The organism is Mesorhizobium sp. M7D.F.Ca.US.004.01.2.1 (assembly GCF_003997785.1).
Taxonomy (GTDB): Bacteria; Pseudomonadota; Alphaproteobacteria; order Rhizobiales; family Rhizobiaceae; genus Mesorhizobium; species Mesorhizobium loti.
In genome coordinates this window covers 1-22,381 of sequence record NZ_RZRQ01000070.1, presented here as the reverse complement: position 1 = coordinate 22,381, position 22,381 = coordinate 1, and the positions used below count along the sequence as shown (strand labels likewise).

The window sequence follows — 22,381 nt, the reverse complement described above, 5'->3', positions numbered from 1 at the left end:
GGGCAGCTTTCCGGGATTGGCGGGCAGGGCATGATGCGAAACGAATGCTCCGGCTGGCGGGCCGGAAATCGGAGGTCGATGTGATGGAGAAAAAGCGCGACTACAGCCTGGTCGGCGAAAGCACTCGGCTTGCGATCGAGACCGGGTTGGCCTCCGCCGAATGGTATCACACCGATGTCGCGCGCAAGGCGATGAAGGAGCTGATGCAGCGCTCCGACGGGCCGGCGATCCGCGACACGATCATCTGGATCGTTGCCATTTTGGGTTCTGCCGCCGGCATCATCTGGTTCTGGGGTACGTGGTGGGTGGTGCCGTTCCTGCTCGTCTATGGCGTGCTCTACGGCTCGTCCAGCGACTCGCGCTGGCATGAATGCGGCCATGGCACCGCCTTCCGCACCCGCTGGATGAACGATGTCGTCTACCAGATCGCCAGCTTCATGCTGATGCGCAATCCGGTGACGTGGCGCTGGAGCCATGCCCGCCACCACACGGACACGATCATCGTCGGCCGCGACGCCGAGATCGCCGTGATGCGCCCGCCGGACCTGCTGCGCGCGGCACTCGCCTTCACGGGCGTTCTCGATTTCCGCTATTCGCTGCCGACGCTGGTGCGCAATGCCTTCGGCAGCATCTCGCCCGATGAAAGGAGTTTCATCCCCGAGATGGAGCTGCGCAAGGTGGTCACCGCCGCGCGCTGGCATCTCGGCATCTATGTCGCGGCGATCGCGCTGGCGCTGTACCTCTGGTCATTCCTGCCGCTGGTGCTGATCGGCCTGCCGCGCCTCTATGGCAGCTGGCACATGGTGCTGACCGGCCTGCTGCAGCATATCGGGCTGGCCGACAACGTCACCGACCACCGGCTGAACACCCGCACCGTCTACATGAACCCGATCAGCCGCTTCATCTATTGGAACATGAACTACCATGTCGAACATCACATGTTCCCGATGGTGCCCTATCACGCGCTGCCGAGACTGCACGACTTGATCAAGCACGATCTGCCGGAGCCCAATCCGTCGATGTGGCATGCCTATCGCGAGGTCTGGCCGGTGCTCATCAAGCAGCTCCAGTACGAGGATTATTTCCTCAAGCGCGAGCTGCCGCCGACGGCCAAACCATACCGGGACGAGTTCCACGCGCTGACCGTGCCGGCGGCGGCGGAATAGAGTTGCGGGAGAAACAGATGGCCGACTGGGTTGAAGCGTGTGGCGTCGATGATGTCGAGGAAGAGGACGTCATCCGCTTCGATCATGGCGGCCGAACCTTCGCCATTTATCGCAGTCCGGATGACGAGTACTTCGCCACCGACGGGTACTGCACGCACGAGAAGGCGCATCTGGCCGATGGGCTGGTGATGGACGACATCATCGAATGTCCCAAGCACAATGGCCGTTTCAACTACAAGACAGGCGCCGCCAAGGGCGCACCGGTCTGCGTCAATCTCGCGACCTATCCGGTGAAGGTCGAGGCTGGCAAAGTGATGATCCAGATCGGCTGACCAGCCGCAGCACGTAACAGAGGGGACCCCTAGATGAGCCGAAAAAGACCGACCGTCGCGGATTTGCGCGCCATGAAGGGCAAGCGCCAGCTGACCATGCTGCGCGTGCTGACGATGGACGAGGCCGAGGCTGCCGAACGGGCAGGGGTCGATATCGTCTCGGTGCCGCCCGAGCTGGTGCTCAACCCTGAGTACCGCGACGCAGCACCCAGCCTGTTCACCATGCCGGGTGATAATTTCTACGAGATCGGCACATCGGACGATTTCCTGCGCTGGGCCTTCCGGCTCTACAAGGCCGGCGCCGACGCGGTCTATTGCAGCGCCGGCTACGCCACGATCAAGCGGATGGCGGACGATGCCATTCCGGTCATCGGCCATGTCGGCCTTATTCCTTCCCGCGCGACCTGGACCGGTGGCTTCAAGGCTGTCGGCAAGACCGCCGACACTGCCATGGAGGTCTTCGCGGCGGTCAAGCAGCTGGAGGCCGCCGGCGCCATCGGCGCCGAGATCGAAGTGGTGCCGGTCGAGGTGGCCAAGGCGATCTCGGAACGCACGTCGCTGATCATGCTGTCGATGGGGGCGGGCACCGGCTGCGACGCGCAGTATCTGTTCGCCGACGACATCCTCGGCCAGAACCGTGGCCACATGCCGCGCCACTCCAAGGTCTACCGCAACTTCGCCGCCGAATTTGATCGTTTGCAGGCCGAGCGCATCGCCGCGTTCTCGGAATATGTTGCCGATGTCAACAGCCTGGCCTATCCCGAAGACAAGCATGTGGTGCATATGGACCCGGCTGAGCTCAGCCTGTTCATGAAGAGGGTCGACGGGGCGTGAAATCTCAAGACAATGATGCGACGGGCGAGGCCGCGCCGGTTCATATTCTTACCCTTTCCTGCGAGGACCGGCCGGGGATCGTCGCCGCCGTCACGGCGGAGCTTGCCGCGAACGGCGCCAACATCGCCGAAAGCAGCCAGTTCTGGGACCGGCAGACCAATCGCTTTTTCATGCGGATCGCCTTCATCAGCCCGCCAGGCTCGACCAAGGACAGCCTGGAGCGGGCCCTGAAATCAAGCGTCGATCGCTTCGGCATGAAGACCGCGCTGGTCGATCAGGGACGCGGCCCGAAGATCATCGTCATGGTCTCCAAGTTCGACCACGCGCTTCTCCACCTGCTGTACCAGATCAGGGTCGGCTGGCTGAACGCGGAGGTTGCCGCCGTCGTCTCCAATCACGAGGATGCCCGACGCTTCGCCGAGCTGGAGGGCATTGCCTACCACCATTGGCCGACCACCAGGGAAAACAAGGCCGAACAGGAACAGAAGCTGCTGGACCTGGTGCAGCGGACGGGGGCCGAACTGGTCATCCTGGCGCGCTACATGCAGGTCTTTTCGAAGAGCCTGTCGGACCGGCTGTTCGGACGGGCGATCAACATCCACCATTCCTTCCTGCCAAGCTTCAAGGGCGCCAAGCCCTACCACCAGGCTTTCGACCGCGGCGTCAAGCTGATCGGTGCGACCGCGCATTATGTCACCTCCGACCTCGACGAGGGCCCGATCATCGATCAGGAGACCGAACGCGTCACCCATGCGATGAGCGCCGAGGACTTCGTCGCTGTCGGGCGCGACATCGAAAGCCGGGTTCTGGCGCGCGCCGTCAAGTTGCATCTTGAAGCCCGCGTCATGCTCAACGGCCACAAGACCGTCGTCTTCTGAGAAGCCGCGTCAGGTCGGCCAGCTCCCGCCGGCGAGCGCGGCGTAGAGTGCCTCGGCGTCGATGCCGAGCGGCCGGTCCTCCTTCAGCGTCGGGACGAGTGCACGGATTGCCGTGTGAATCGCGGCGGTGCGTGGCGCCGGCGTGAAACCGTCGCGCAGGTCGACCGCCTGGGCGGCGGCCATCAGCTCGAAAGCGATCACGCGGCGCCACAGCGCGATCATCCCGGCGCATTTCGCGACCGCGAGAGGTGTCTGCGTGGCGTGATCCTCGACGCCTTCCGACACGGCCAGGAAGTCGAGCATGACAGGATTGGCCTTGTGGCGGATGGCGGCAAGGATCGACGTCGCCGTCTTCTGCAACGGCACGAAGCCGGCGGAGGCGCCGCCGACCGGCGACAGATATTTCGGCAGGCGGTTGCGGCCTGAACCGGTAAGCTGGATGAAGCGGGCAGCGCTTGCGGCGGCACATTGGGCGATCGCCAGGCCGAGCGTCTCGAAGGCGAGCGCCAGTGACGCCGTGTGGAAATTGCCGGTCGACAGTACCAGCTCGTCGTCGCCCAGCACCAGCGGGTTGTCGGCGGCGGCGTTCAGCTCGATCTCGACAGCATGTCTCGCCTGGCCGATCGCCTCGATCAGCGCGCCGTGGATTGACGGCATGCAACGGATCGACAGCGGATCCTGCAAGGTGGTCGGCGCCGGCGCCTCGTCTCGGACGAGCAGCTCGTGCAGTGCCTTGGCTGCTTTCTGCTGACCGGCCGCAGGACGCGCCATATGCAGGCGCGGGTCGAGGATGGTGCGGTTGGCACCAAAACCTTCCATGGTCAGCGCGCCGGCCTGCTGTTGCTGGGCAAGGGCGGACAGCGCATCCGTCACCGCAAGTGCGCCGCTGCCGGCGGACACCGCCGAGGCGTTGATCAACGACAGGCCGTCCTTGGGCGCCAGGCTGATGGGGGCGAGGCGCGCCATCATCAACGCCTTGGCCGCCGGCATGCGACGGCCCTGATAGTCTGCTTCGCCTTCGCCGGTGAGCATGCGGGCGAGTGCTGTCATCAACACCAGATCACCGGCGCCGATCGAGCCGAGCGACGGCATGACGGGATGGACGCCGGCATTGAGTGCGTCGACCAAAGCGACGAAGACGGAAGGCGAAAGGCCGGAGCCTCCGGCTGACAGCATCGCTGCACGCGCGACCATGGTTGCCCGCACGGCCTCGACCGGCAGCGCTTCGCCGACCGCGCCGCTGCGGCCCTCCAGCAACTGGCGCTGGAAGGTGCTGGCATCGCCTTCCACTGACGTGCCGAGATTGGCGCCGAGCCCGGTGTTCAGGCCATATATCTGCTGGCCCGACGCTGCGGCCTGGTCGAGCACTTTTCGTGCCTTTTGCAGCCTGCCGATGACATCGGGTCCGATCTCCACCTTGCGACCATCGCGGGCGACCGCAGCAACATCGCCAACGCCAACGCTGGTTCCGGTGAGGACGAGCGCGGTCATGCGAAGCGCAGTCTCTGGCCTATGCCTTGCGCCTGCGCCTTGGCCAGCATCGCCTTTCCCAGTGCGATGTCGGACAGCGACAGGCCGCGGTGCCAGAACAGGATCGTTTCGTCGTCGTTCTCGCGCCCAGCCTTGAGGCCTGCGGCAATCTGGCCGAGCTCGGCATGCAGCGTCTTCTCGCTCAGCCGCCCGGTCTCGACATGGGCGCGCAGCGAGCCGAACTTGCCGCCCTTGCACTGGCCCCAATCGTCGACAACCATTTTCTGCATGATGTCGGTCAGCGACAGTTCGACCGCACTCATCGTGCCATAGGGCACGACCAGCGCGCCGGGCTTGATCCATTCGGTCTTCAGCAATGGCTGCGGCTCCGGCAGCCGCGAGGCCTCGACGACGATGTCGGCGCCCTCGATGCAGCTCTTCCAGTCGGCCACCGCCGTCACCGTCTTGCCGAGATCGGCGGAGAGTTTGGCGGCAAAACCGTCGCGGCTTTCCGGGCGGCGCGAATGGACGCGGATCTCGTCGAAGTCGAAGAGATGGTCGAGCAGGCGCACGTTCCAGTAGGCGGTGCCGCGCGCGCCGATATGGGCCAGCACCTTGGAATTCTTGCGTGCCAGATGTTTGGCGCCGATGGCGGTGACGGCGCCGGTGCGCATGTCGGTGATGACGGTGGCGTCGAGGATGGCGCGCGGTGTGCCGGTGCGCGGGTCGAACAGATTGAGGATACCGAATTCGGAAGGCAGCCCGTGCAGATAATTGTCGACATAGTCGCCGACGATCTTGACGCCGGCGGTGTCGAGCGGCGCGACGTAGCCACGCAAAACATTGAAATGGCCGTGGAAGGAAGGGTCCGGCTCGAGATGGACACGCGGCTCGATCACCGTCTGGCCGTTGCCTTGCGCCACCAGGCCAGCCTCGACGGCGGCAATGATTTCACCATCGGTCATCGCAAGGGCATCGATGTCGAGGGCATTGAGGTAGTCGATATAGATGGGCTTCATTTTACGCGTACACTTTCCTCGGCCACCCCGTTCATCCCATAGCAGGCCGCCGCGCGACACGAAAGTTTGTTGCGCCGTCTCTGGACGCGGCCGGCCAAATGCTGTTCAAACCGGTTCCGTCATGACTGCCATTCCCGATACCGAAGCCTTACCCGAAACGGCCACCAATGCGCGGCGCGTGGCGCTGATCGTCGCCATCGCCTTCTTTATGCAGCTGCTGGATTCGACGATCATCTCGACCTCGCTGCCTCAGATGGGGGAGTCCTTCGGCGTGTCGGCGGTGGCGATGAGCATCGGCATCACCGTCTACATGCTGACCATGGCGGTGTTCGTGCCGCTGTCGGGCTGGCTTGCCGACCGGTTCGGCGCGCGCAACATCTTCCTGCTGGCGATCGTCCTGTTCACGCTGGCCTCGCTTGCCTGCGGCTTCTCGCAAAACCTGACCCAGTTCGTCGCCGCACGTGTCGTGCAAGGGCTCGGCAGCGCGCTGATGACGCCGGTCGGGCGCATTCTCGTCCTGCGTAACGCGTCGAAGTCGGAGCTGCTGAACGCCACGGCACTGATCACCTGGCCGGCGCTGTTTGCGCCAGTGGTCGGGCCGGTGCTTGGCGGCTTCATCACCACCTATCTGTCCTGGCATTGGAATTTCTTCATCAACATCCCCCTCGGTGTGATCGGACTGGCGCTGGTCGCCCGCTTCATTCCGGGCGATCGCGAGGCCGACCCCAAACCGCTCGACTGGCCGGGTTTTTTCCTGACATCAGCGGGACTTGCTTTGCTGCTCTATGGCCTCGAACGCATCGCGCATCCCGAAGACGGTATCCTGCCGACGGTGTTGCTGATCGCAGCCGGCATCGTCATCGGCTGGCTGGCGGTGCGGCATCTCCGGCGCGCGCCGCATCCGCTGCTCGATCTCTCCTCGTTCAAGGTGCTGACCTTCGCCATCTCGACGCTGGCCGCCGGTACCATTTTCCGGGTGGCGATCAACGCCACGCCATTCCTGTTGCCGCTGCTGTTCCAGGTCGGTTTTGGCCTGAGCCCTGTCGACGCCGGCATGATGATCCTCGCCTATTTCCTCGGCAACCTCGGCATGAAGACGGTGACGACGCCGATGCTGCGCCGCTTCGGCTTCCGCTCGGTGCTGGTCGTCAACGGCCTGATCGCCTCGGCGGCGATCATGGCTTGCGCTGCAATCTCGCCGCAAACGCCGCAAGCGCTGGTGGTGGCGCTGATGCTGATCGCCGGCCTGTCGCGCTCGATGCAGTTCACCGCACTCAACACACTGGCCTTCGCCGATATCGATGCGGCGCAACGCAGCTCGGCGGCGACGCTGTCCTCGATGCTGCAGCAGGTGGCGATGCTGTTCGGCGTCGCGGTGGCGGCGGCGGTTCTCAATCTGTCGCAGATCGCCAGGGGCCGGCCGGCCCTCGACCTCGTGGATTTTCGAATCGCCTTCCTGGCGATCGGCGCCATCGGGCTGGTGGCGGCGTTGCGTTTTCTCGCGCTGCCGCCGGGTGCGGGCGCCGAGGTTTCCGGCCACGCGCCGGGGAATTGAGATCGATTCTTCCTGCCTGATGCGGAGATAAATTCCGTCTTGTCCTTTCGCCTTGGTGCAGCACTTTCGCGAGTGGTCGCAATGGCGCAATCAATTGCCAAAAGTGCAGGCTTTTCCGGGCATTGCACCAGCTTCGGCAATCGATGCGTCCACTCGGTGAATATCGTTGCCAGCCCGGGTTCTGAACGCGGATTCATTTGACGAACCGGCGCTGAGCCGATTAGCTTTCTTTCCCAGGGATGGCAGCGCTGCCATCGGGGCAAACGCAGACATGAACACGATCGGCTGGCCGAATTTCAGGAGCCTGAATCAGGAAGGCATTGTCTTTGCCATCGCGGTGGTGCTGTTCGTTGCCGCTGCCATCGGCCTGCCTGGCTTCATCGATGCCAACAACCTTGTCGCCATCGTCCGCTCCGTGTCGGTGCTCGGCATCCTGGCGCTTGGCATGGCCGTCGTCATCATCGGCCGCGGCATCGACCTCTCCGCCGTAGCGATCATGGCGATGTCGGTCGCCTGGTATCTGCAACTGCTGAACTCGGGCACGCCGGATGGGCTGGCCTTCGCCTATGTGCTGGCCGGCGTGCTGGCGATCGGGCTGCTGAACGGCTTTCTCGTCGCCTATGCCGATGTGCCGGCGATCTTCGTGACGCTGGCCACCGGCTCCTTCGTCTTCGGCTATGTGCGCTCGCAACTGATCACGCAGGATGCCGTGCCGGTGCCGCAGGGCCACTGGGTCGAGCTGCTCGGCGGCCTGCGCTTCCTCGATATTCCCATCGAGGTGTTCGTGTTCGCCGGCCTGGCGTTCCTGTTCTTCCTGTTCCTGCGCTACACCAAATGGGGCCGCTACATCTATTTCGCCGGCGACAATCCGGTGGCCGCCCGCAACATCGGCATCCCTGTGCGGCCGATGCTGGTGCTGCGCTACGTGCTTTCCGCCTTCGTCGCACTGATCGCCGGCCTGCTGACGGCGGCGAGCCTGCATTCGATCAACACCCGCGTCGTCAATTCGACGCTGCTCTACGACATCGTGCTGGTGGCGGTGATCGGCGGCATCGGCCTGTCCGGCGGGCGCGGTGGGGTGCGCAACGTGCTGGTCGGTGCGGCGCTGATCGGCATCCTGCTCAACGCCATGACCATCATCGACATTCCGCTGCTCTACCAGAACCTGATCAAGGCAGCGATACTGCTGGGGGCCATCATCGTCGACGGCATCATCAATCCACGTGACGAGCAGACCGCCCAGCAAGGCGATATTTAGGGGTACCCGGTCCGATCCATCCCGATCGGCCGGCAATGAAAATCGAAACGAGAGGATCTGACATGAAATTCATCAGGACATTGATGGCTGCCGCCACGGCGCTCGCCGTCACCGCCTTCGTGGTGCCAACCTTCGCCGCCGACGATCCGGGTCCGGCGGCTTACGCGCAGGCGCTCAAGGGCAAGCGCGTGATGCTGGTGCCGCTGGCGATGGGCTTCGACCTGGCGCAGGGCTGGGCGCATTACCTGAAGAAGGAAGTCGAGGCCTGGGGCGGCACGTTCGAGACGCGCGACCCGAACTGGGTGGTCGATGCCGGTGCGCAGGCGATCACCGACGCCATCTCGTCGGACACCAGGCCGGACGTGCTGATCATCCATGCACCCGACCTCAACTCCTATTCCAAGCTGATGAAGAAGGCGCAAGCCGCCGGCACCTACGTCATCCTGGTCGACAATCCCGCCAATTTCCCTGCCGACGCCTTTGTCGGCAGCGACTGGGACCGGCTTGGCCAGCTCGAGGCCGAAGCGGCTATCAAGGGCTGCGGCGAAAACTCGTCGAAGAAGATCGGCCTCGTGCAGGGCGACCAGGCCAACTCTTCCAGCCTCTACCAGTATGCCGGCATCATGAAGGTGCTGGACAAGCATCCCGACTTCAAGGTCGTGGCCAAGCCCGACTCCAACTGGGACGCGACGACCTCGCGCAACGTGACGACGACGATGCTGCAGCAGAATCCGGATATCTGCTCGATCATCGACTTCTGGGATGGTGACGCCACCGGCGCGTCCGCCGCGATCCGCGACGCCAAGCTCGACGGCAAGGTGTTCCTGGTCACCACCGGCGGCGGCGAGAAGGCGGCCGATTGCGACAAGCTGCAGGACGGCACCTATGGCGCCGTGGTGATGACCGATCTTGCCCGCCAGTCGGGTGACATGAACGCCATCATCAAGTTCCTGCTGCAGAGCGGCCAGCCGGCCGGCACCTCGCACACCTACATCTACACGCTGGAGAAGGCGACGACCAAGGCCGACCTCAAGCCCGATAGCTGCTGGGACCTGAAGGCGCTGCAGGCCGAAGCGGCGGCGGCAAAGTAAGCCGCACTTTTTCGACTGAAGTATAAGCGAGGTGGCCGGAAGGATCCGGTCACCTCGTTCCCTCATGGAATAGCAGCAGCCGATGTCCTTTCGCGAACGCCTCCAGTCCTGGCGCTACAATCTCGTGCCCGACCATGTCGTCGGCGAGATACTGACCAAACGCTGGACCGACAACGCCATTCCGTTCCTGGCGCTGGTGGTGACATTGGCGACCTTCGGCTCGGTCATTCCCGGCTTCTTCAAGCTGACGGCGCTGCAGGAATCGACCCGCCAGCTCGGCGAATTCTCGATGGTGGTCACCGGCATGACGGTGGTGATGCTGGGCGGCGGCATCGACCTGTCGGTCGGCTCGATCTTCGCACTATCCTGCTTCTCCGCCGTCTACGTCTTCTTCATCCTCGAACAGTCGATCTGGCTGGCGCTGGCCGCGTCGCTCGCCACCGGCCTCGTCTTCGGCGCCATCAACGGCTACCTCGTCGGCTATCTCAGGTTGCGCGCCTTTCTCACCACGCTGGTTACCTTCATCTTCGGGCGAGCGCTGTTCGACATCCTGGTCACCACCTATGCCGCCGATGTGCAGCTCTCCGACGCGACTTCCGATGTGCTGGATTTCATCGGCGACAGCACCTTCTGGGGGCTGTCGGTCTCGGTGTGGCTGGCGATCATCCTGGCCATCGTCACCCATATCGCGCTGACGCGCTCGCGGCCGGGCTGGCATGTGCTGGCGGTCGGCGGCTCGAGGCGCTCGGCGCACAATGCCGGCATCCGCGTGCGCCGCACGGTGTTCATGACCTATGTCTTCTCCGGTTTCTGCGCCTCGATCGGCGGCTTCCTCATCGCTTGCCGGTTGAGCGGGGCAGGGCCGGGCACCGGCCTCAATCTCGAGATCATGGCGCTGACGGCGGCGGTGGTCGGCGGTGTCAGCCTTGGCGGCGGACGCGGCTCGGTGATCAAGGGGCTGATGGGCGCCATCATTGTGCTGACCATGACCAATGGGCTGATCCGGCTGGGTTACGGCACCGGCACCAACCAGATGGTGCTGGGCATCATGCTGGCGGTGGCGGTGACCATCGACATCCGCTGGCTGAAGAACCGCCACAAGGTGCTGAACGAAGTCTATGTCGCACCGGTCTATCTGAAGATGGGCGAGACACAGTCGGCCGCACCCGGCTCGGGCACATCATACGAGCTCGACAACCGGCTGTCGGCCGCCGACCCTATCGGGCTTGGCGAGCTGGAGGGGCCGGAAGATGTCATTCTCGACCGCGACGACAATCTCTATTGCGGCACGCGTCACGGCGAAATCGTCCGTTTCTTCGCGCCGGATTATGTCAGGTCGGAAGTGTTTGCCCATATCGGCGGCTTTCCGCTCGGTCTCGCCTTCGACAAGTCCGGCAATCTGATCAGCTGCGTCGGCGCCATGGGGCTCTATTCGGTCTCGCCGGATCGGGAGGTCAAACGCCTGTCGGCGGAGACATCGCGTTCGTGGACCTCGATCGTCGACGATGCGCGGCTGCGCGACCCCAACGATTGCGACATCGCGCCGGACGGCCGCATCTATTTCACCGACTCGACCAAGCGCTATGACGCCCATGACTGGGCACTGGACTCGATCGAGAACCGCGCCACCGGCAGGCTGCTGGTCTACGACCCGAAGGACGGGTCGACCAGGACGTTGCTCGACGGCTATCGCTACACCAACGGTGTGTGCATGGCGCATGACGGCAAGTCGCTGTTCTTCGCCGAAAGCTGGGCCTGCCGGGTGCATCGCTACTGGCTGGAAGGGCCGAAGGCCGGCACCGCTGAATGCGTCATCCGTGACATGCCGGGCTATCCCGACAACATCAACCGCGCTTCCGACGGCAATTACTGGATGGCGTGGCTCGGTATGCGCACGCCGAGCTTCGACCTGTCGCTGCGCCACCCCGACATGCGCAAGCGCATGACGCGCCGCCTGCCGCAGGATGAATGGCTGTTTCCCAACATCAACACCGGCGGTGTGGTGAAATTCAACGAGAAGGGCGGCATCGTCGAGGCGATGGGCGATCTCACTGGCGGCGCGCACCCGATGGTCACGTCGATGCGCGAGCACAAGGGATATCTCTTCGTCGGCGGCATCCTCAACAACCGCATCGGCCGCTACAAGATTTCAGGCGCCGACCCGAACTGGACAAGTCCCGCTTCCTACTGGGGGGCAAAGCCATGATCCTCGATCCTGTGCTCGACCTGTTTCGTGGCAAGGCGGTCACCATCCCGCCGCTCGACGGCGCTTTTCGGCCCAACACGCGGCTGGATGATGCGCCGGCTTTCGCCGAACTGACCGAGCCGGACAATCTGCTGGTCTTCGGTGACAGGCTGCTGGCCTCCAGCGGCAACGCCATCTACTCAGTTGCTGCCGGCGCGACTCCAACCGTGGTCGAGACCTTTTCGTCGCCCGTCACGGCGCTGGCGCTGTCGCCATTGAGCGAACTGACGGTCGGGTTGGAGAGCGGCAAGCTGTTGATCTCCGGCAAGGAGGTTTCGCTGCCGGCCGAGATTCGCTGCATCACCGCGCTTGCCTATGCCGACGATGGCACGCTGTGGCTGGCCAATGGTTCGGCCGAGCACGCGCCTTCGCAATGGGCCGCCGATCTGATGAAGAAGGGTGCTACTGGTTCGCTTTGGAAGCGGGATGCGGCGGGCGGTGATTTCCACAAGGTCGCCAGCGACATTGCCTTTCCTTATGGGCTGCACTCAGTCGGCAGGGATGTGCTGGTCAGCGAAAGCTGGCGTCACCAGCTCGTCCGCTTCGATGGCGCGACGGGCAACCGTTCGACGATTCTTGCGCATCTGCCTGGTTATCCCGCGCGGCTGTCGCCGTCCGCCGATGGCGGCGCGTGGCTGACCCTGTTTGCGCCGCGCAACCGGCTGATCGAATTCGTGCTGCAGGAAACGCATTACCGGCAGGATATGCTGAGCCAAGTGCCGCCTGCCTACTGGATCGCGCCGGCGCTGGCATCCAGTCGCAGCTTCCTCGAGCCGCTGCAATGCGGCGGCATCCGCACCATGGGCATCCACAAGCCATGGTCGCCGAGCCGCTCCTACGGGCTAGTGGTCAGGCTCGACCAGAAGATGCAGCCGCAATTCAGCCTGCACAGCCGCGCCAACGGCACGCGTCACGGCATCTGCAGTGTCGCCGAGAAGGATGGCCTTCTGTTCATCGCCTCCAGGGGCGGCGACTGCGTGCTGGCCATCGACCTCGCATCGGGAGGTTTCTGATGGAACCGATCGTCCGTCTGGAGAACGTCACCAAGAACTATCGCGGCGTGCCCGCGGTGAAGAACGTCAGTTTTGAACTGCGCAAGGGCGAGATCCACGCGCTGCTCGGCGAAAATGGTGCTGGCAAATCGACGCTGACCAAGATCATCGCCGGCGTGGTCGACGCCACCTCAGGCAAGATGTTCCACAAGGGCCGGGAGATCGCCTACGCCTCGCCGCACGCAGCACTTGAAGCCGGCATCGCCATGGTGTTCCAGGAGACCAGCCTGGTGCCGTCGATGACGGTGGCGCAGAACCTCTATCTTGGCACCGAAAAGTTCCTCAACCGGCTGCGCGGCACCTACATCTCGGCCCAACAATTCCTGCAGTCGCTGAATTTTCCCGTCGACCCCAACGCCATGGTGGCGACGCTGGGCGCGGCCAAGCGGCAGATGGTCGAGATCGCGCGCGCGGTGCACCACAATGCCGATATCATCATCTTCGACGAGCCGACGGCGACGCTGACGCCGGAGGAGAAGCGCCATTTCTTCGCGCTGATCCGCCGGCTGAAGGCGAGCGGCGTTTCAATCGTTTTCATCAGCCACGCGCTGGAAGAAGCGCTCGATATCGCCGACCGCATCACCATTTTGCGCGATGGCGAGCTTGTCATCACCGACGATACATCTGCCTTCGACCGCGACCGGATCGTTTCCGCAATGGTCGGGCGCACATTGTCAGGGCAGATCTACCGGCAGCGCGACGAGGCCAAGCTGCGCAAGGCGGGCCGGAAGGTGTTGTCGGTGCAGGACATCTCGATGAGCAATGTCGTACGCAACACGTCCTTCTCGATCTTCGAGGGCCAGATCACCGGCGTGTTCGGGCTGATCGGCTCCGGCCGCACCGAGACCTTCAAGATCGTTTCCGGCATCTACAAACGCGATTTTCTGCGCGGTGGCGCCATCGAACTGGATGACAGACCAGTGCGCTATCTCGTGCCGAGCGAAGCGGTGGCCGACGGCATCGTCTACGTCACCGAGGACCGCAAGAGCGAGGGCATTTTCGAGACGATGGGCATTGCCGAGAACCTGTTCGGCGGACTGCTGGCGGCAGGCCGCGAAAAGGCCTGGGTGATCAATGCGCAGGAAATGCGCGTGCTGTCGGCCGAATGGACGAAGACACTGAACATCAAGGCGATCAACGACAATGCGCGCGTGGTCGAACTGTCCGGCGGCAACCAGCAAAAGGTGGTGATCGGCAAGGGACTGGTGCAGAAGCCGCGCATCGTCATCTTCGACGAACCGACGCGCGGCGTCGATGTCGGCGCGATCGCCGAGATCCATCAAATCATCAACCGGCTGGCCGATGAGGGCCTCGCCGTCGTCGTCATCTCGTCCTACCTGCCGGAGATCATGAACCTGTCCGACCGGATTCTTGTCTGTAGGCAAGGGCGTATTGTGGAGGAGTTTTCGCCGGCGGAGGCCACAGAGGAGAAGATCATGTACGCGGCGGTGCACTAGATTCGGGTGAGGCCGGCCTGCAAATGGCGGTTTCCTGCGCTTCCGGTGCTCACGTACGAAAAGTACGCTCCGCTCCGGTTCTCGGAACCCACCATTTTCGACTCGGCCTGACCCGAATCTCGACGCCGGCGCTGGAAAAGTGAATCGGACGAGTGGATTGGCCGCAATTGCTCAAGACCTGATTCAATTCACGCAACGATCCAACGAAGGAAAACGTTATGGCCACCACAAGACTTCTCAGCGATGCCGAGGTGGAAAAGATCCCGGCCGTGAAGGCCGTCTTCGACGACATCCGTGCGACGCGCAAATCCGATTTCGTCAACAATTTCTGGCGCGGGCTGGCCAATGATCCGCCGGCGCTGAAACGGATCTGGGAACAGCTGAAGGTGGTGATGGTCGCTGACAGCGCCATCGATCCGCTGACCAAGGAGATGATCTACATCGCGGTGTCGACCGCCAATGGTTGCTCCTACTGCGTCCACTCGCACACGGCGGCAGCGCGGGCGAAAGGCATGACCGATGCGCAGCATGGCGAGCTGGTGTCGATCATCGGGCTCGCCGGCCAGACCAATCATCTGGTGACCGCGATGCAGATCCCGGTCGATCCGCAATTCGAGGTCAAGTGACAGGTTTTAGCCCTCACACCGGCCGGTAAACCTTCTCCGCCGTGTTCCAGAAGATATCCGCCTCCGCCGCCGTGCCGTGCTTGGCCACTGCATCGCGGTGCGCCCTGATCAGCTCGGCGTGGCTGGTCCACAATTTCTCGATCGGGAAGTTCGAGCCGAACATCAGATGGTCAGCGCCCAGGATGTCGATCGCGTTGTCGACGATATAGGCGATCAGCGCCGGGTCGTTGCGATGGACGAAGGTGCCGAGGCCGGACAGCTTGGCGTAGAAATTGGGCGCTGCCGACAGCGTGCGCAGGCCCTCCTTCCAGGCTTCGGTGGTCTCCGGCTCGATGCCGGTCAGCATGCCGGCGTGGGTGAGGATGAAGTTGGTCTCCGGGTTTTCACCGACCAGCGTCAGGCCGTCCTTCATCTGGGCAGGGAAGAGCTGCAGATCGAAGGCCAGGCCATAGTCCTTGAGCCGCGCCACATTGGCGCGTACCTTGGGATCGATGACCTGGTCGGCCGAGGCGGCGAAGCGGAAGGCCGGCGTCTCGTGCCAGTGCAGCTGCATGCGCACGCCGCGCAGCAGCGGATATTTTTTCAAGCGATCGACCTGGGGCCTGATATCGTCGACGGTCATGTCGGTGTAGCCGACGATGGCATGCGGCCAGCCGGTCTCGTCAGCGGTCTTCTGCAGGAAGGCGACTTCCTTCTCGAAATCCTCCTTGGCCCAGTTGGTCTGGACATAGACGGCCTTCTCGACGCCTGCGCCTTTTTGATCGGCCAGAAACTCCTCGATCGGGTAGTCGCGGCGGATCGGCTCGTAGGGGCCGAAAATGCGCGGCACCATCGGGCCGACCAGCCAGGGCTGATCCTTTTGGCGCCAGATGTGGAAATGCGCGTCGATTGTTTTTTGCATCACGAGACCCCTTTCCAGATTGTCGCCGCCGTTGGGGCTGGGCGGGCGAGCGACAGGATGAAATCGGTGAGGCCGGCAAGCGATGAGCCGTCGACGAGATCGTCGAGGTCAGGCAGGATGGCACGAAGTGCCGCCGTTGCCGGCCGGAAGCGCGGATCGCCGGCCAGCGGCGTCGCCAGCGACAGCCGGAAGGCGCGGGCGCTCAGCCGACGCATGGCTGTTTCCAACTCGGCATGGTCGCCGCGCTCCAGCGCGTCGGACAGGATGACGACGGCGGCACCGCGCGCGAAGGCGGAGAAGCGCGGCACCGACAGGAAAGCGAGCAGCGTCGGCCCCATACGGGTGCCGCCGTCCCAGTCGTCGACCTGGGCCGCGGCACGCGCCAACGCCTGGTCGCGATCGCGGATGCGCAGCGCCGATGTGATGCGGGTCAGCCGCGTACCGAAGGTGAAGATCTCGGCGCGGTCCGCGCCTTGCACGGCGGCATGCGCCAGCTTGAGATAGTCCGCGGTGTGCAGCTTCATCGAGCCGGAGACGTCGATCAGGATCAGCAGCTTGCGTGGCACGGTCTGGCGGCGGCGCAGCAGCGGCGAGGGCACATCGCCATCGGCGCTGACGATTTCGCGCAGTGAGCGGCGCAGGTCGAGCTTGCCGCGCGAATGTGTGCGCACGGTGCGGAAGGAGCGGCGGGCGGGCAGGGCGGATGCCAGCTTGCGGCGGAAGGCGGCAAGGCCGTCATCGTCGCGCTGGAAGTCGCGGGTGCTCAACTGTTCGGCGCCGGAAGAGAGTTCGCCGCCTTCTTGCTGGCTTATCACCTCGATCTGTTCCTGGCTCGCGCCGCCATCATCCTTGATGCGGGTTTCCTCGTCGGCGTCGCCTTCGACCACGGCGGATGTGTTGCCATAAAAATGGTTCTGGAAATGCGCCTCGAATTCGTCGCGGCGGTCGGGCGGCGGCGCCAGCGTCGCAAGCGCCGCCTGGCGGATGTCGGCCATCGAGCGCGGCCCGAGCAATGTCACCGCCTGCATGAAGCCGGAGACCTGCTCGGATGCTATGGCAAAGCCGTAGCGGCGCAGCAGCCGGCCGAAGCCGAGCAAGGGCGTGGCCGCGCGAGGCAACGCGCTCACGCCAGCGCCTCCTCGACGATCCGGCCAAGCTCCGGCGCGATGTAAAAGAGGTCTTCCTCGTCCTTGATCAGCACGCCGATGGCGCGGCGGAAGGCTTCCGGCCATGGGCTGCCGCCTTTTTCCAGAATGGTCGCGGCATTGGCCCATTCGACTGCCTCGGCGATACCGGGCGGCTTGGCCAGCGGGCGAGCGCGGATGGACTGCACGGCTGCCGCCACGGCGCGCGCCGTAGCCTCGGCCACATTGCCGGCGCGCAGCATGATGATGGCGGCCTCGCGCTCCGCGTCGGGATAGCCGATCCAGTGATAGACGCAGCGGCGGCGCAGCGCTTCGGCCAACTCGCGGGTGCGGTTCGAGGTCAGGATGACGATCGGCTGTGCCGTGGCGCGGATGGTGCCGCGCTCGGGAATGCTGATCTGGAAGTCGGAGAGGAATTCCAAGAGCAGCGCTTCGAATTCGTGGTCCGAGCGATCGATCTCGTCGACCAGCAGCACGCGCTGCTCGGGTGCCTTCAGCACCTGCAACAGCGGCCGGGCGATCAGGAAACGGTCGTCATAGATGTCGATTTCATGCTCGCCGGCATGGCGGATGGCGAGTAGTTGCCGCTGGTAGTTCCATTCGTAGAGCGCGTGCGCGGCGTCGATGCCTTCATAGCATTGCAACCGCACCAGATCGCGGCCGAGCAGCTCGGCGATCGCCTTGGCCGCTTCCGTCTTGCCGACGCCCGGTGCGCCTTCGAGCAGCAGCGGCTTGCCCAGCCGGATTGCCAGGAAGATGGCGGTCGAAAGGCTTTCATCCGCCAGATAGCGTGAGGCGGCAAGGTGCTGCGCCACCGCCTCCGGCGAGGTCGCGACAGTCTCGGCGCTTGTCAAAGTCATTGCAGCCCTCAGTTCGCCGCTTGCGCCTTCAGCGCGCGCAAGATCCGTTCGGGCGTGATCGGCAGCGTGTCGATGCGCACGCCGATGGCGTCGAAGACGGCATTGGCGACGGCGGGGATTTGCGGGTTGGCGCACATTTCGCCCGGTCCTTTGGCGCCATAGGGGCCGTCGGCGGAGGGACGCTCCAGCACGATGATTTCGGTCTCGGCGAGGTCGCCGGGGCCGGGCATGAGATACTGGTTGAAGTCGGTGCCGCCATGGTCCCGGTTGGGATAGTAGGGCTCGGTCGTCTCGTAGAGTGCGTGGCTGATGCCCATCCAGGAGCCACCAACCAGCTGCTGCTCAACCATTTTCGGGTTCAGCGCACGGCCGATCTCGAAGACGTTCTTGACCGTCAGTACTGTGACTTCGCCGGTCTCGTCGTCGACCTCGACCTCGGCCACGGTGCAGGCATGCGCGTAGCAGGTCGATGGCTTCATCGCACCGGTTTCCTTCTCCGGATAGGAGCGCGGGATCAGGAACATGCCGCGGCCGGAAATCGAGCGGCCGCGCTTGAAATGTGCCGACAGCGCGACATCGAAGATCGAGATCGATTTCTGCGGCGCGCCCTTGACCAGGATGTTGCCCTGGCCGTCGGTTTCGAGGTCGGAGGCATTCACCTCCAGCTCCTCGGCGGCCACTTCCAGCATCACCTGGCGGGCTTCCCTGGCCGCCTGGATGACGGCGTTGCCGGCGCGGTGCGTGCCGCGCGAGGCGAAGGTGCCCATGCAGTGCGGGCCCGTGTCGGTGTCGGCAGTGTCGACGACGACGCGGTCGGTCGGCACGCCGATCGTCTCGGCGCAGATTTGCGCCATGATCTGCTTCATGCCCTGGCCGAGATCGACCGATGACAGCGTCACCATGAAATTGCCGGTCGGCGTCGAATGCACCAGCGCCTGCGTCGGGTCGCCGCCGAGGTTCATGCCTGTGGGGTAGTTGATGGCGGCGACGCCGCGTCCACGCCGGATCGCCATCTCAAGCTCCCTTCACGTAGGAGGACATCGCCATGAATTTTTCCGCCACCGGCCAGTTGGCGGCGCGCGAGGCTTCCTGCATGCATTCGATCAGCGCCGCACCCTCGGTCGGCTGGCGATGCGCCTTCATGTCGCCGTCGCGATAGGCGTTGATGAAGCGGAATTCGAGCGGGTCCATGCCGATCAGCCGCGCCAGCTTGTCCATCTGCACCTCCAGCGCGAAGTCGCCGATGGTGACGCCGAAGCCGCGCATGGCGGAGGAGGGCGTGCGGTTGGTGTAGACGCAGTAGGTGTCGATCCAGACGTTGGGGATGGTGTAGGGGCCGGGATAGTGCCCCGCACCCTTCTGCGCGCCATAGGGCGAGTGGCGCGAATAGGCGCCGGCATCGGTATAGCCAGTGACCTTGCGCGCGACGATGCGGCCGTCGCTCATGACGCCGTCCTTGATGACGACCTTTTCGGCCGCGCGGGGTGACGATATCTGCATCTCCTCCTCGCGGCTGTAGATGAAACAGACCGGTCGCCCGGTTAATTTTGCGCCGAGGATGGCGATGGGCTCGACGATCACGTCGACCTTGCCGCCAAAGCCGCCGCCGACGGTGCCGCCGACGAAATGCAATTTGCTGCCGGGCATCTGCAGAATGATCGAGGTGTTGTCGAGGGTGAAGAACATCGCCTGCGTGTTGGTGTAGCAGGTGAAGCGGTCATTGCCCTCGGGCGCCACGACGCAACCGGTGGTCTCGGTCGGCGCGTGTTCGATCGGCGAGGACTGGTAGCTCTGCTCCAGCACATGGTCGGCGCCGGCGAAGCCCGCCTCGACATCGCCGAAGCGCACCTTGCGGCACTCGCCGCTGTCATAGAGGTAGTAATTCTGGCCGTGATATTCGTTGACCAGCGGCGCGCCTGGTTTCAGCGCCTCTTCCATATCGAAGACGGCAGGCAACACTTCGTAGTCGACCTTGACCTTGGCGGCGGCCTCTTGTGCCGCGCGCTCGGTCTCGGCCAGCACCGCCACCACGGCCTCGCCCTTCCAGCGCACCTTGCCGTCGGCCAGCACGGTCTCGTCCTCCGGCCCGATCTGAATCAGGATCAGGATGGTGTAGACGTTGTGCGGCACGTCCTTGGCGGTCAGAATTTTCACCACACCCGGATGCTTTTCCGCTTCCGACGGGTCGATCGAGCGGATGCGGGCATGGTGATGCGGGCTGCGCACCATCTTCAGGTGCAGCATGCCGGGGAAATTGCGGTCGGCGAAAAAGGTGGTCTTGCCGGTGACATGGCCGGGCGAATCCGAGCGCGGCCTTGGCTGGCCGATCTCGTGCAGGTCATCCTTGCGGACATCGGCGAAGTAGCTCTTGCGCAGTTGCATTCTTTTTGTCCCCTCAAGCCGCGTTCTGCGAGTTGGACCGCGCGGCGGTCAGCACCGCCTGGATGATCGGCTCGTAGCCAGTGCAGCGGCAGATGTTGCCCGACAGCGCCTCGACCACCTCCTCGCGGCTGGGGTTGGGCGTGTGGTCGAGCAGCACCTTGGCCGCCATGATCATGCCCGGCGTGCAGAAGCCGCATTGCGTGGCGAACGTGTCGAGGAAGGCGCGCTGCAAGGGATGCAAGACGCCGCTTTCCGAAAGGCCTGATGTCGTGCTGATGGTCGCCCCGTTGCAGGTCTCGGCCAGTGTCAGGCAGGAGAGCCGGAGTTCGCCGTCGATGATGACCGAACAGGCACCGCAAGTGCCCTGATGGCAGCCGCCTTTCGGCGAGGTGTCGCCGATCTTGTCGCGCAAGGCGTGCAGCAGCGTCGTGCCGCTGTCGACGAATTCGGCCCTTTCCGAGCCGTTGAGCGTGAATTGAACCGGAACCTTTGCCATGTTTTCCTCCCAGCGCGCCTGCCCGAACTTTCGGACAGACGCGCGCCCCCGAACGACATATTATGCGAGCAGCAGCCGGCCGAGATGAACCGGCAGGACTTCAGCGCGATACCAGGCGCTGGCAATCGGATCGGTGATGGGCGAAGTGCCATCACTGGCTGCGGCTAAAGCCGGCGCGATGCTGTCCTTGGTCAAGCTACGACCGGTCAGCGCTTTTTCGGCTGCTATGGCGCGCATTGGCCGATCGGCCATGCAGCCAAGTGCAATCCGTGCCGAAGACACGGTGCCGTCCGGCGCCCGTTCCAGAACGCTGGCGATGCTGAGCACCGAGACGCCCTTGGGCTTGACCCTCGACACTTTCAGGAAGCGGAAACTGTCGGCCTTCGGAAGCGTGAAGCTCACGGAAGTGACGATGGTGCGGCTGCCGTCCCGTTTGGCCAGAAAAATCTCGATCGGCGTTTCGCCGTCATCGGGGCCGACAATGGCGTCGAGCGCCAGCAGGGCAACAGCGAAATCGCCATAGGGAGCCGGGGCAAACAGATTGCCGCCGACGGTCGCCATGTTGCGGATCGCCGGGCCACCGACGGCGCGGGCGGCCTTGGCAAGTGCGCCGAGGTCCGGATGGCGGGCGATCGCCGCCATGGTCACCGAAGCGCCGATGCGGACTTTGTCGCCGGCAACAGCGATGGTGGACAGAGACGGCTCGGTCGACCTGATAAGGCCGGAAACCGAAACATCGCCTTCATTGGCCGCGCGGACCACAAGCGTGCCGCCACCGAGATAGCGTGTGCCAGCGGCTTTTAGCGCCGCGTTGGCGTCCTTCACCGTTGCGAAAGTCTGCAGTGCTAGCGCCATGGCTTGGCTCCTGTCAGCTCTGGCCGGCGAAATGGCTTTTCAGCGCGTTGAAGCCGCCCTGGAAGACATTGGTGCCCATGCCCTCGGCCAGCTTGTCGGCTTCCTCGGGCGCGGCATCGAAACTGGCGGTCCATTCGGCATAGGTGCGGTCGCCATCGGTGACACGCCGCAACTGCAGCGTTGCCTTGTGATTGGTAAGCGGCTGCGGCGTCTCCAGGATGGAATAGCTGACGAGGAAATTCTGATCGGAGAAGTCGAGCAGTTTTTCACGGATGCGAGCGCCGCTGGCGAGCTGGAAGTTGCGCACGCTGCCGATCGTCGAGGCGTCCTTGCCGTCCTCGATATGGCTTTCGACCATGCGCGGATGCCAGCCTGGCAGTCCGTTGAAGTCGCGTATGCGCGCCCAGACCTTTTCGACCGGCGCGTCGATGACGCTGGAGATGGTGACTTTGGCCATTCAAATCTTCCCTTGCAAAAACGATCCGGTGCAAGGGTAGGCCGGCCACTTCAACGGCGCTTATCAATGCGTCTTGAGCGCGTATCAAGGAGTCTGAAAAAGGGTCGACCTCCGGATTTCTTTCCTTGCCACCCTTCAAGATGCATCAAGCCTTTGATTGCGCCGTTTGCCAGCAGCGATTGTAGGCTGCTGGCTCTGTTTTGCGCCAAGCTACCTCTCGCGGCGCATCCACCTGGCTAGAAAGGGGCGGTGCTATAGACCGCCCCTTTCTAGCCAGGTGGATGCGCCGCGAGAGGTAGCTT

At 63.9% G+C, this 22,381-nt stretch carries 21 protein-coding genes; 11 read left to right on the top strand and 10 right to left on the bottom strand.

The annotated features are described in order from the left end of the window. The first annotated feature begins 44 nt into the window (after positions 1-44). Genes EN993_RS12810 through purU form a run of 4 tightly spaced genes read left to right on the top strand, consistent with a single transcriptional unit; the run spans position 45 to position 3,210 of the window. Entirely contained in the window at positions 45-1,166 is a 1,122-nt protein-coding gene (locus EN993_RS12810; protein ID WP_127263454.1) for a fatty acid desaturase family protein, read from the top strand. 17 nt (positions 1,167-1,183) lie between these two features. Then, a complete protein-coding gene (locus EN993_RS12805; RefSeq protein WP_109660992.1) occupies positions 1,184-1,498 on the top strand; it encodes a MocE family 2Fe-2S type ferredoxin in 315 nt (104 codons plus the stop codon). 33 nt (positions 1,499-1,531) lie between these two features. Then, on the top strand, positions 1,532-2,332 hold the full coding sequence (locus EN993_RS12800; RefSeq protein WP_127263452.1) for a 3-methyl-2-oxobutanoate hydroxymethyltransferase: 801 nt from the start codon (positions 1,532-1,534) through the stop codon (positions 2,330-2,332). Continuing rightward, entirely contained in the window at positions 2,329-3,210 is an 882-nt protein-coding gene (gene purU / locus EN993_RS12795; RefSeq protein ID WP_127263451.1) for a formyltetrahydrofolate deformylase, read from the top strand. Before EN993_RS12800 ends, purU begins: the two co-directional genes overlap by 4 nt. Before the next feature lie 9 nt (positions 3,211-3,219). Here purU and hutH read toward each other — a convergent pair whose 3' ends face one another. Beyond that, positions 3,220-4,701, bottom strand: coding sequence for a histidine ammonia-lyase (hutH, locus tag EN993_RS12790; RefSeq protein ID WP_127263449.1), 1,482 nt, complete (start codon positions 4,699-4,701; stop codon positions 3,220-3,222). Continuing rightward, a complete protein-coding gene (locus tag EN993_RS12785; RefSeq protein WP_109661001.1) occupies positions 4,698-5,699 on the bottom strand; it encodes an ornithine cyclodeaminase family protein in 1,002 nt (333 codons plus the stop codon). The genes hutH and EN993_RS12785 overlap by 4 nt, the downstream gene beginning before the upstream one ends. A 121-nt stretch (positions 5,700-5,820) precedes the next feature. Here EN993_RS12785 and EN993_RS12780 point away from each other — a divergent pair, with 121 nt between their 5' ends. From EN993_RS12780 to EN993_RS12750, 7 genes are all read left to right on the top strand, one after another. Continuing rightward, positions 5,821-7,254, top strand: a complete 1,434-nt coding sequence (locus tag EN993_RS12780) for a DHA2 family efflux MFS transporter permease subunit (protein ID WP_127263447.1) — start codon at positions 5,821-5,823, stop codon at positions 7,252-7,254. Positions 7,255-7,525: 271 nt separating this feature from the next. Then, positions 7,526-8,512: an ABC transporter permease gene (locus tag EN993_RS12775; protein WP_126069648.1), complete on the top strand. Its 987-nt coding sequence runs from the start codon at positions 7,526-7,528 to the stop codon at positions 8,510-8,512. 62 nt (positions 8,513-8,574) lie between these two features. Then, positions 8,575-9,603, top strand: a complete 1,029-nt coding sequence (locus EN993_RS12770) for a sugar ABC transporter substrate-binding protein (RefSeq protein WP_109661007.1) — start codon at positions 8,575-8,577, stop codon at positions 9,601-9,603. A gap of 82 nt (positions 9,604-9,685) precedes the next feature. After that, positions 9,686-11,809, top strand: coding sequence for an SMP-30/gluconolactonase/LRE family protein (locus EN993_RS12765; RefSeq protein WP_127263445.1), 2,124 nt, complete (start codon positions 9,686-9,688; stop codon positions 11,807-11,809). Next, the gene (locus EN993_RS12760) at positions 11,806-12,861 is read left to right on the top strand and encodes a hypothetical protein (RefSeq protein WP_127263443.1); all 1,056 of its coding nucleotides are present in this window, start codon (positions 11,806-11,808) and stop codon (positions 12,859-12,861) included. Before EN993_RS12765 ends, EN993_RS12760 begins: the two co-directional genes overlap by 4 nt. Continuing rightward, a complete protein-coding gene (locus EN993_RS12755) occupies positions 12,861-14,357 on the top strand; it encodes a sugar ABC transporter ATP-binding protein (RefSeq protein WP_127263441.1) in 1,497 nt (498 codons plus the stop codon). The genes EN993_RS12760 and EN993_RS12755 overlap by 1 nt, the downstream gene beginning before the upstream one ends. Positions 14,358-14,575: 218 nt before the next feature. Beyond that, complete coding sequence (locus tag EN993_RS12750; RefSeq protein ID WP_109661016.1) at positions 14,576-14,983, top strand: carboxymuconolactone decarboxylase family protein; 408 nt, start codon at positions 14,576-14,578, stop codon at positions 14,981-14,983. Positions 14,984-14,996: 13 nt separating this feature from the next. On the opposite strand, the gene EN993_RS12745 is transcribed toward EN993_RS12750, so the two are convergent. From EN993_RS12745 to EN993_RS12710, 8 genes are read right to left on the bottom strand one after another with little or no spacing between them, the layout of a single operon-like run. Next, positions 14,997-15,884, bottom strand: a complete 888-nt coding sequence (locus tag EN993_RS12745) for an amidohydrolase (RefSeq protein WP_164757645.1) — start codon at positions 15,882-15,884, stop codon at positions 14,997-14,999. Further along, entirely contained in the window at positions 15,884-17,002 is a 1,119-nt protein-coding gene (locus EN993_RS12740; RefSeq protein WP_348629885.1) for a VWA domain-containing protein, read from the bottom strand. Before EN993_RS12740 ends, EN993_RS12745 begins: the two co-directional genes overlap by 1 nt. A gap of 5 nt (positions 17,003-17,007) precedes the next feature. After that, the gene (locus tag EN993_RS12735; RefSeq protein ID WP_127263428.1) at positions 17,008-17,889 is read right to left on the bottom strand and encodes a MoxR family ATPase; all 882 of its coding nucleotides are present in this window, start codon (positions 17,887-17,889) and stop codon (positions 17,008-17,010) included. An 8-nt stretch (positions 17,890-17,897) separates the two neighbouring features. Then, entirely contained in the window at positions 17,898-18,902 is a 1,005-nt protein-coding gene (locus EN993_RS38330; protein WP_109661024.1) for a molybdopterin cofactor-binding domain-containing protein, read from the bottom strand. A gap of 1 nt (position 18,903) precedes the next feature. Further along, positions 18,904-20,271, bottom strand: a complete 1,368-nt coding sequence (locus tag EN993_RS38325) for a xanthine dehydrogenase family protein molybdopterin-binding subunit (protein WP_127263426.1) — start codon at positions 20,269-20,271, stop codon at positions 18,904-18,906. A 13-nt stretch (positions 20,272-20,284) separates the two neighbouring features. Beyond that, positions 20,285-20,767 carry a (2Fe-2S)-binding protein gene (locus tag EN993_RS12720; RefSeq protein ID WP_127263424.1) on the bottom strand — a complete coding sequence of 161 codons (483 nt, stop codon included), beginning with the start codon at positions 20,765-20,767 and terminating at the stop codon, positions 20,285-20,287. Positions 20,768-20,827: 60 nt separating this feature from the next. Further along, entirely contained in the window at positions 20,828-21,622 is a 795-nt protein-coding gene (locus tag EN993_RS12715) for an FAD binding domain-containing protein (RefSeq protein WP_127263422.1), read from the bottom strand. A gap of 13 nt (positions 21,623-21,635) precedes the next feature. Continuing rightward, positions 21,636-22,079: an SRPBCC family protein gene (locus EN993_RS12710; RefSeq protein WP_109661032.1), complete on the bottom strand. Its 444-nt coding sequence runs from the start codon at positions 22,077-22,079 to the stop codon at positions 21,636-21,638. Between the last annotated feature and the right edge of the window lie 302 nt (positions 22,080-22,381).

Bases quoted from the DNA above. Each gene is read 5' to 3' on its own strand.
- EN993_RS12760 (WP_127263443.1), top strand. From the start codon at position 11,806: ATGATCCTCGATCCTGTGCTCGACCTGTTTCGTGGCAAGGCGGTCACC.
- EN993_RS12770 (WP_109661007.1), top strand. From the start codon at position 8,575: ATGAAATTCATCAGGACATTGATGGCTGCCGCCACGGCGCTCGCCGTC.
- EN993_RS38330 (WP_109661024.1), bottom strand. From the start codon at position 18,902: ATGGCGATCCGGCGTGGACGCGGCGTCGCCGCCATCAACTACCCCACA.
- EN993_RS12780 (WP_127263447.1), top strand. From the start codon at position 5,821: ATGACTGCCATTCCCGATACCGAAGCCTTACCCGAAACGGCCACCAAT.
- hutH (WP_127263449.1), bottom strand. From the start codon at position 4,701: ATGACCGCGCTCGTCCTCACCGGAACCAGCGTTGGCGTTGGCGATGTT.
- EN993_RS12750 (WP_109661016.1), top strand. From the start codon at position 14,576: ATGGCCACCACAAGACTTCTCAGCGATGCCGAGGTGGAAAAGATCCCG.
- EN993_RS12775 (WP_126069648.1), top strand. From the start codon at position 7,526: ATGAACACGATCGGCTGGCCGAATTTCAGGAGCCTGAATCAGGAAGGC.
- EN993_RS12735 (WP_127263428.1), bottom strand. From the start codon at position 17,889: ATGACTTTGACAAGCGCCGAGACTGTCGCGACCTCGCCGGAGGCGGTG.
- EN993_RS12800 (WP_127263452.1), top strand. From the start codon at position 1,532: ATGAGCCGAAAAAGACCGACCGTCGCGGATTTGCGCGCCATGAAGGGC.
- EN993_RS38325 (WP_127263426.1), bottom strand. From the start codon at position 20,271: ATGCAACTGCGCAAGAGCTACTTCGCCGATGTCCGCAAGGATGACCTG.
- EN993_RS12715 (WP_127263422.1), bottom strand. From the start codon at position 21,622: ATGGCGCTAGCACTGCAGACTTTCGCAACGGTGAAGGACGCCAACGCG.
- EN993_RS12755 (WP_127263441.1), top strand. From the start codon at position 12,861: ATGGAACCGATCGTCCGTCTGGAGAACGTCACCAAGAACTATCGCGGC.
- EN993_RS12710 (WP_109661032.1), bottom strand. From the start codon at position 22,079: ATGGCCAAAGTCACCATCTCCAGCGTCATCGACGCGCCGGTCGAAAAG.
- EN993_RS12765 (WP_127263445.1), top strand. From the start codon at position 9,686: ATGTCCTTTCGCGAACGCCTCCAGTCCTGGCGCTACAATCTCGTGCCC.
- EN993_RS12720 (WP_127263424.1), bottom strand. From the start codon at position 20,767: ATGGCAAAGGTTCCGGTTCAATTCACGCTCAACGGCTCGGAAAGGGCC.
- EN993_RS12785 (WP_109661001.1), bottom strand. From the start codon at position 5,699: ATGAAGCCCATCTATATCGACTACCTCAATGCCCTCGACATCGATGCC.
- EN993_RS12745 (WP_164757645.1), bottom strand. From the start codon at position 15,884: ATGCAAAAAACAATCGACGCGCATTTCCACATCTGGCGCCAAAAGGAT.
- EN993_RS12810 (WP_127263454.1), top strand. From the start codon at position 45: ATGCTCCGGCTGGCGGGCCGGAAATCGGAGGTCGATGTGATGGAGAAA.
- EN993_RS12805 (WP_109660992.1), top strand. From the start codon at position 1,184: ATGGCCGACTGGGTTGAAGCGTGTGGCGTCGATGATGTCGAGGAAGAG.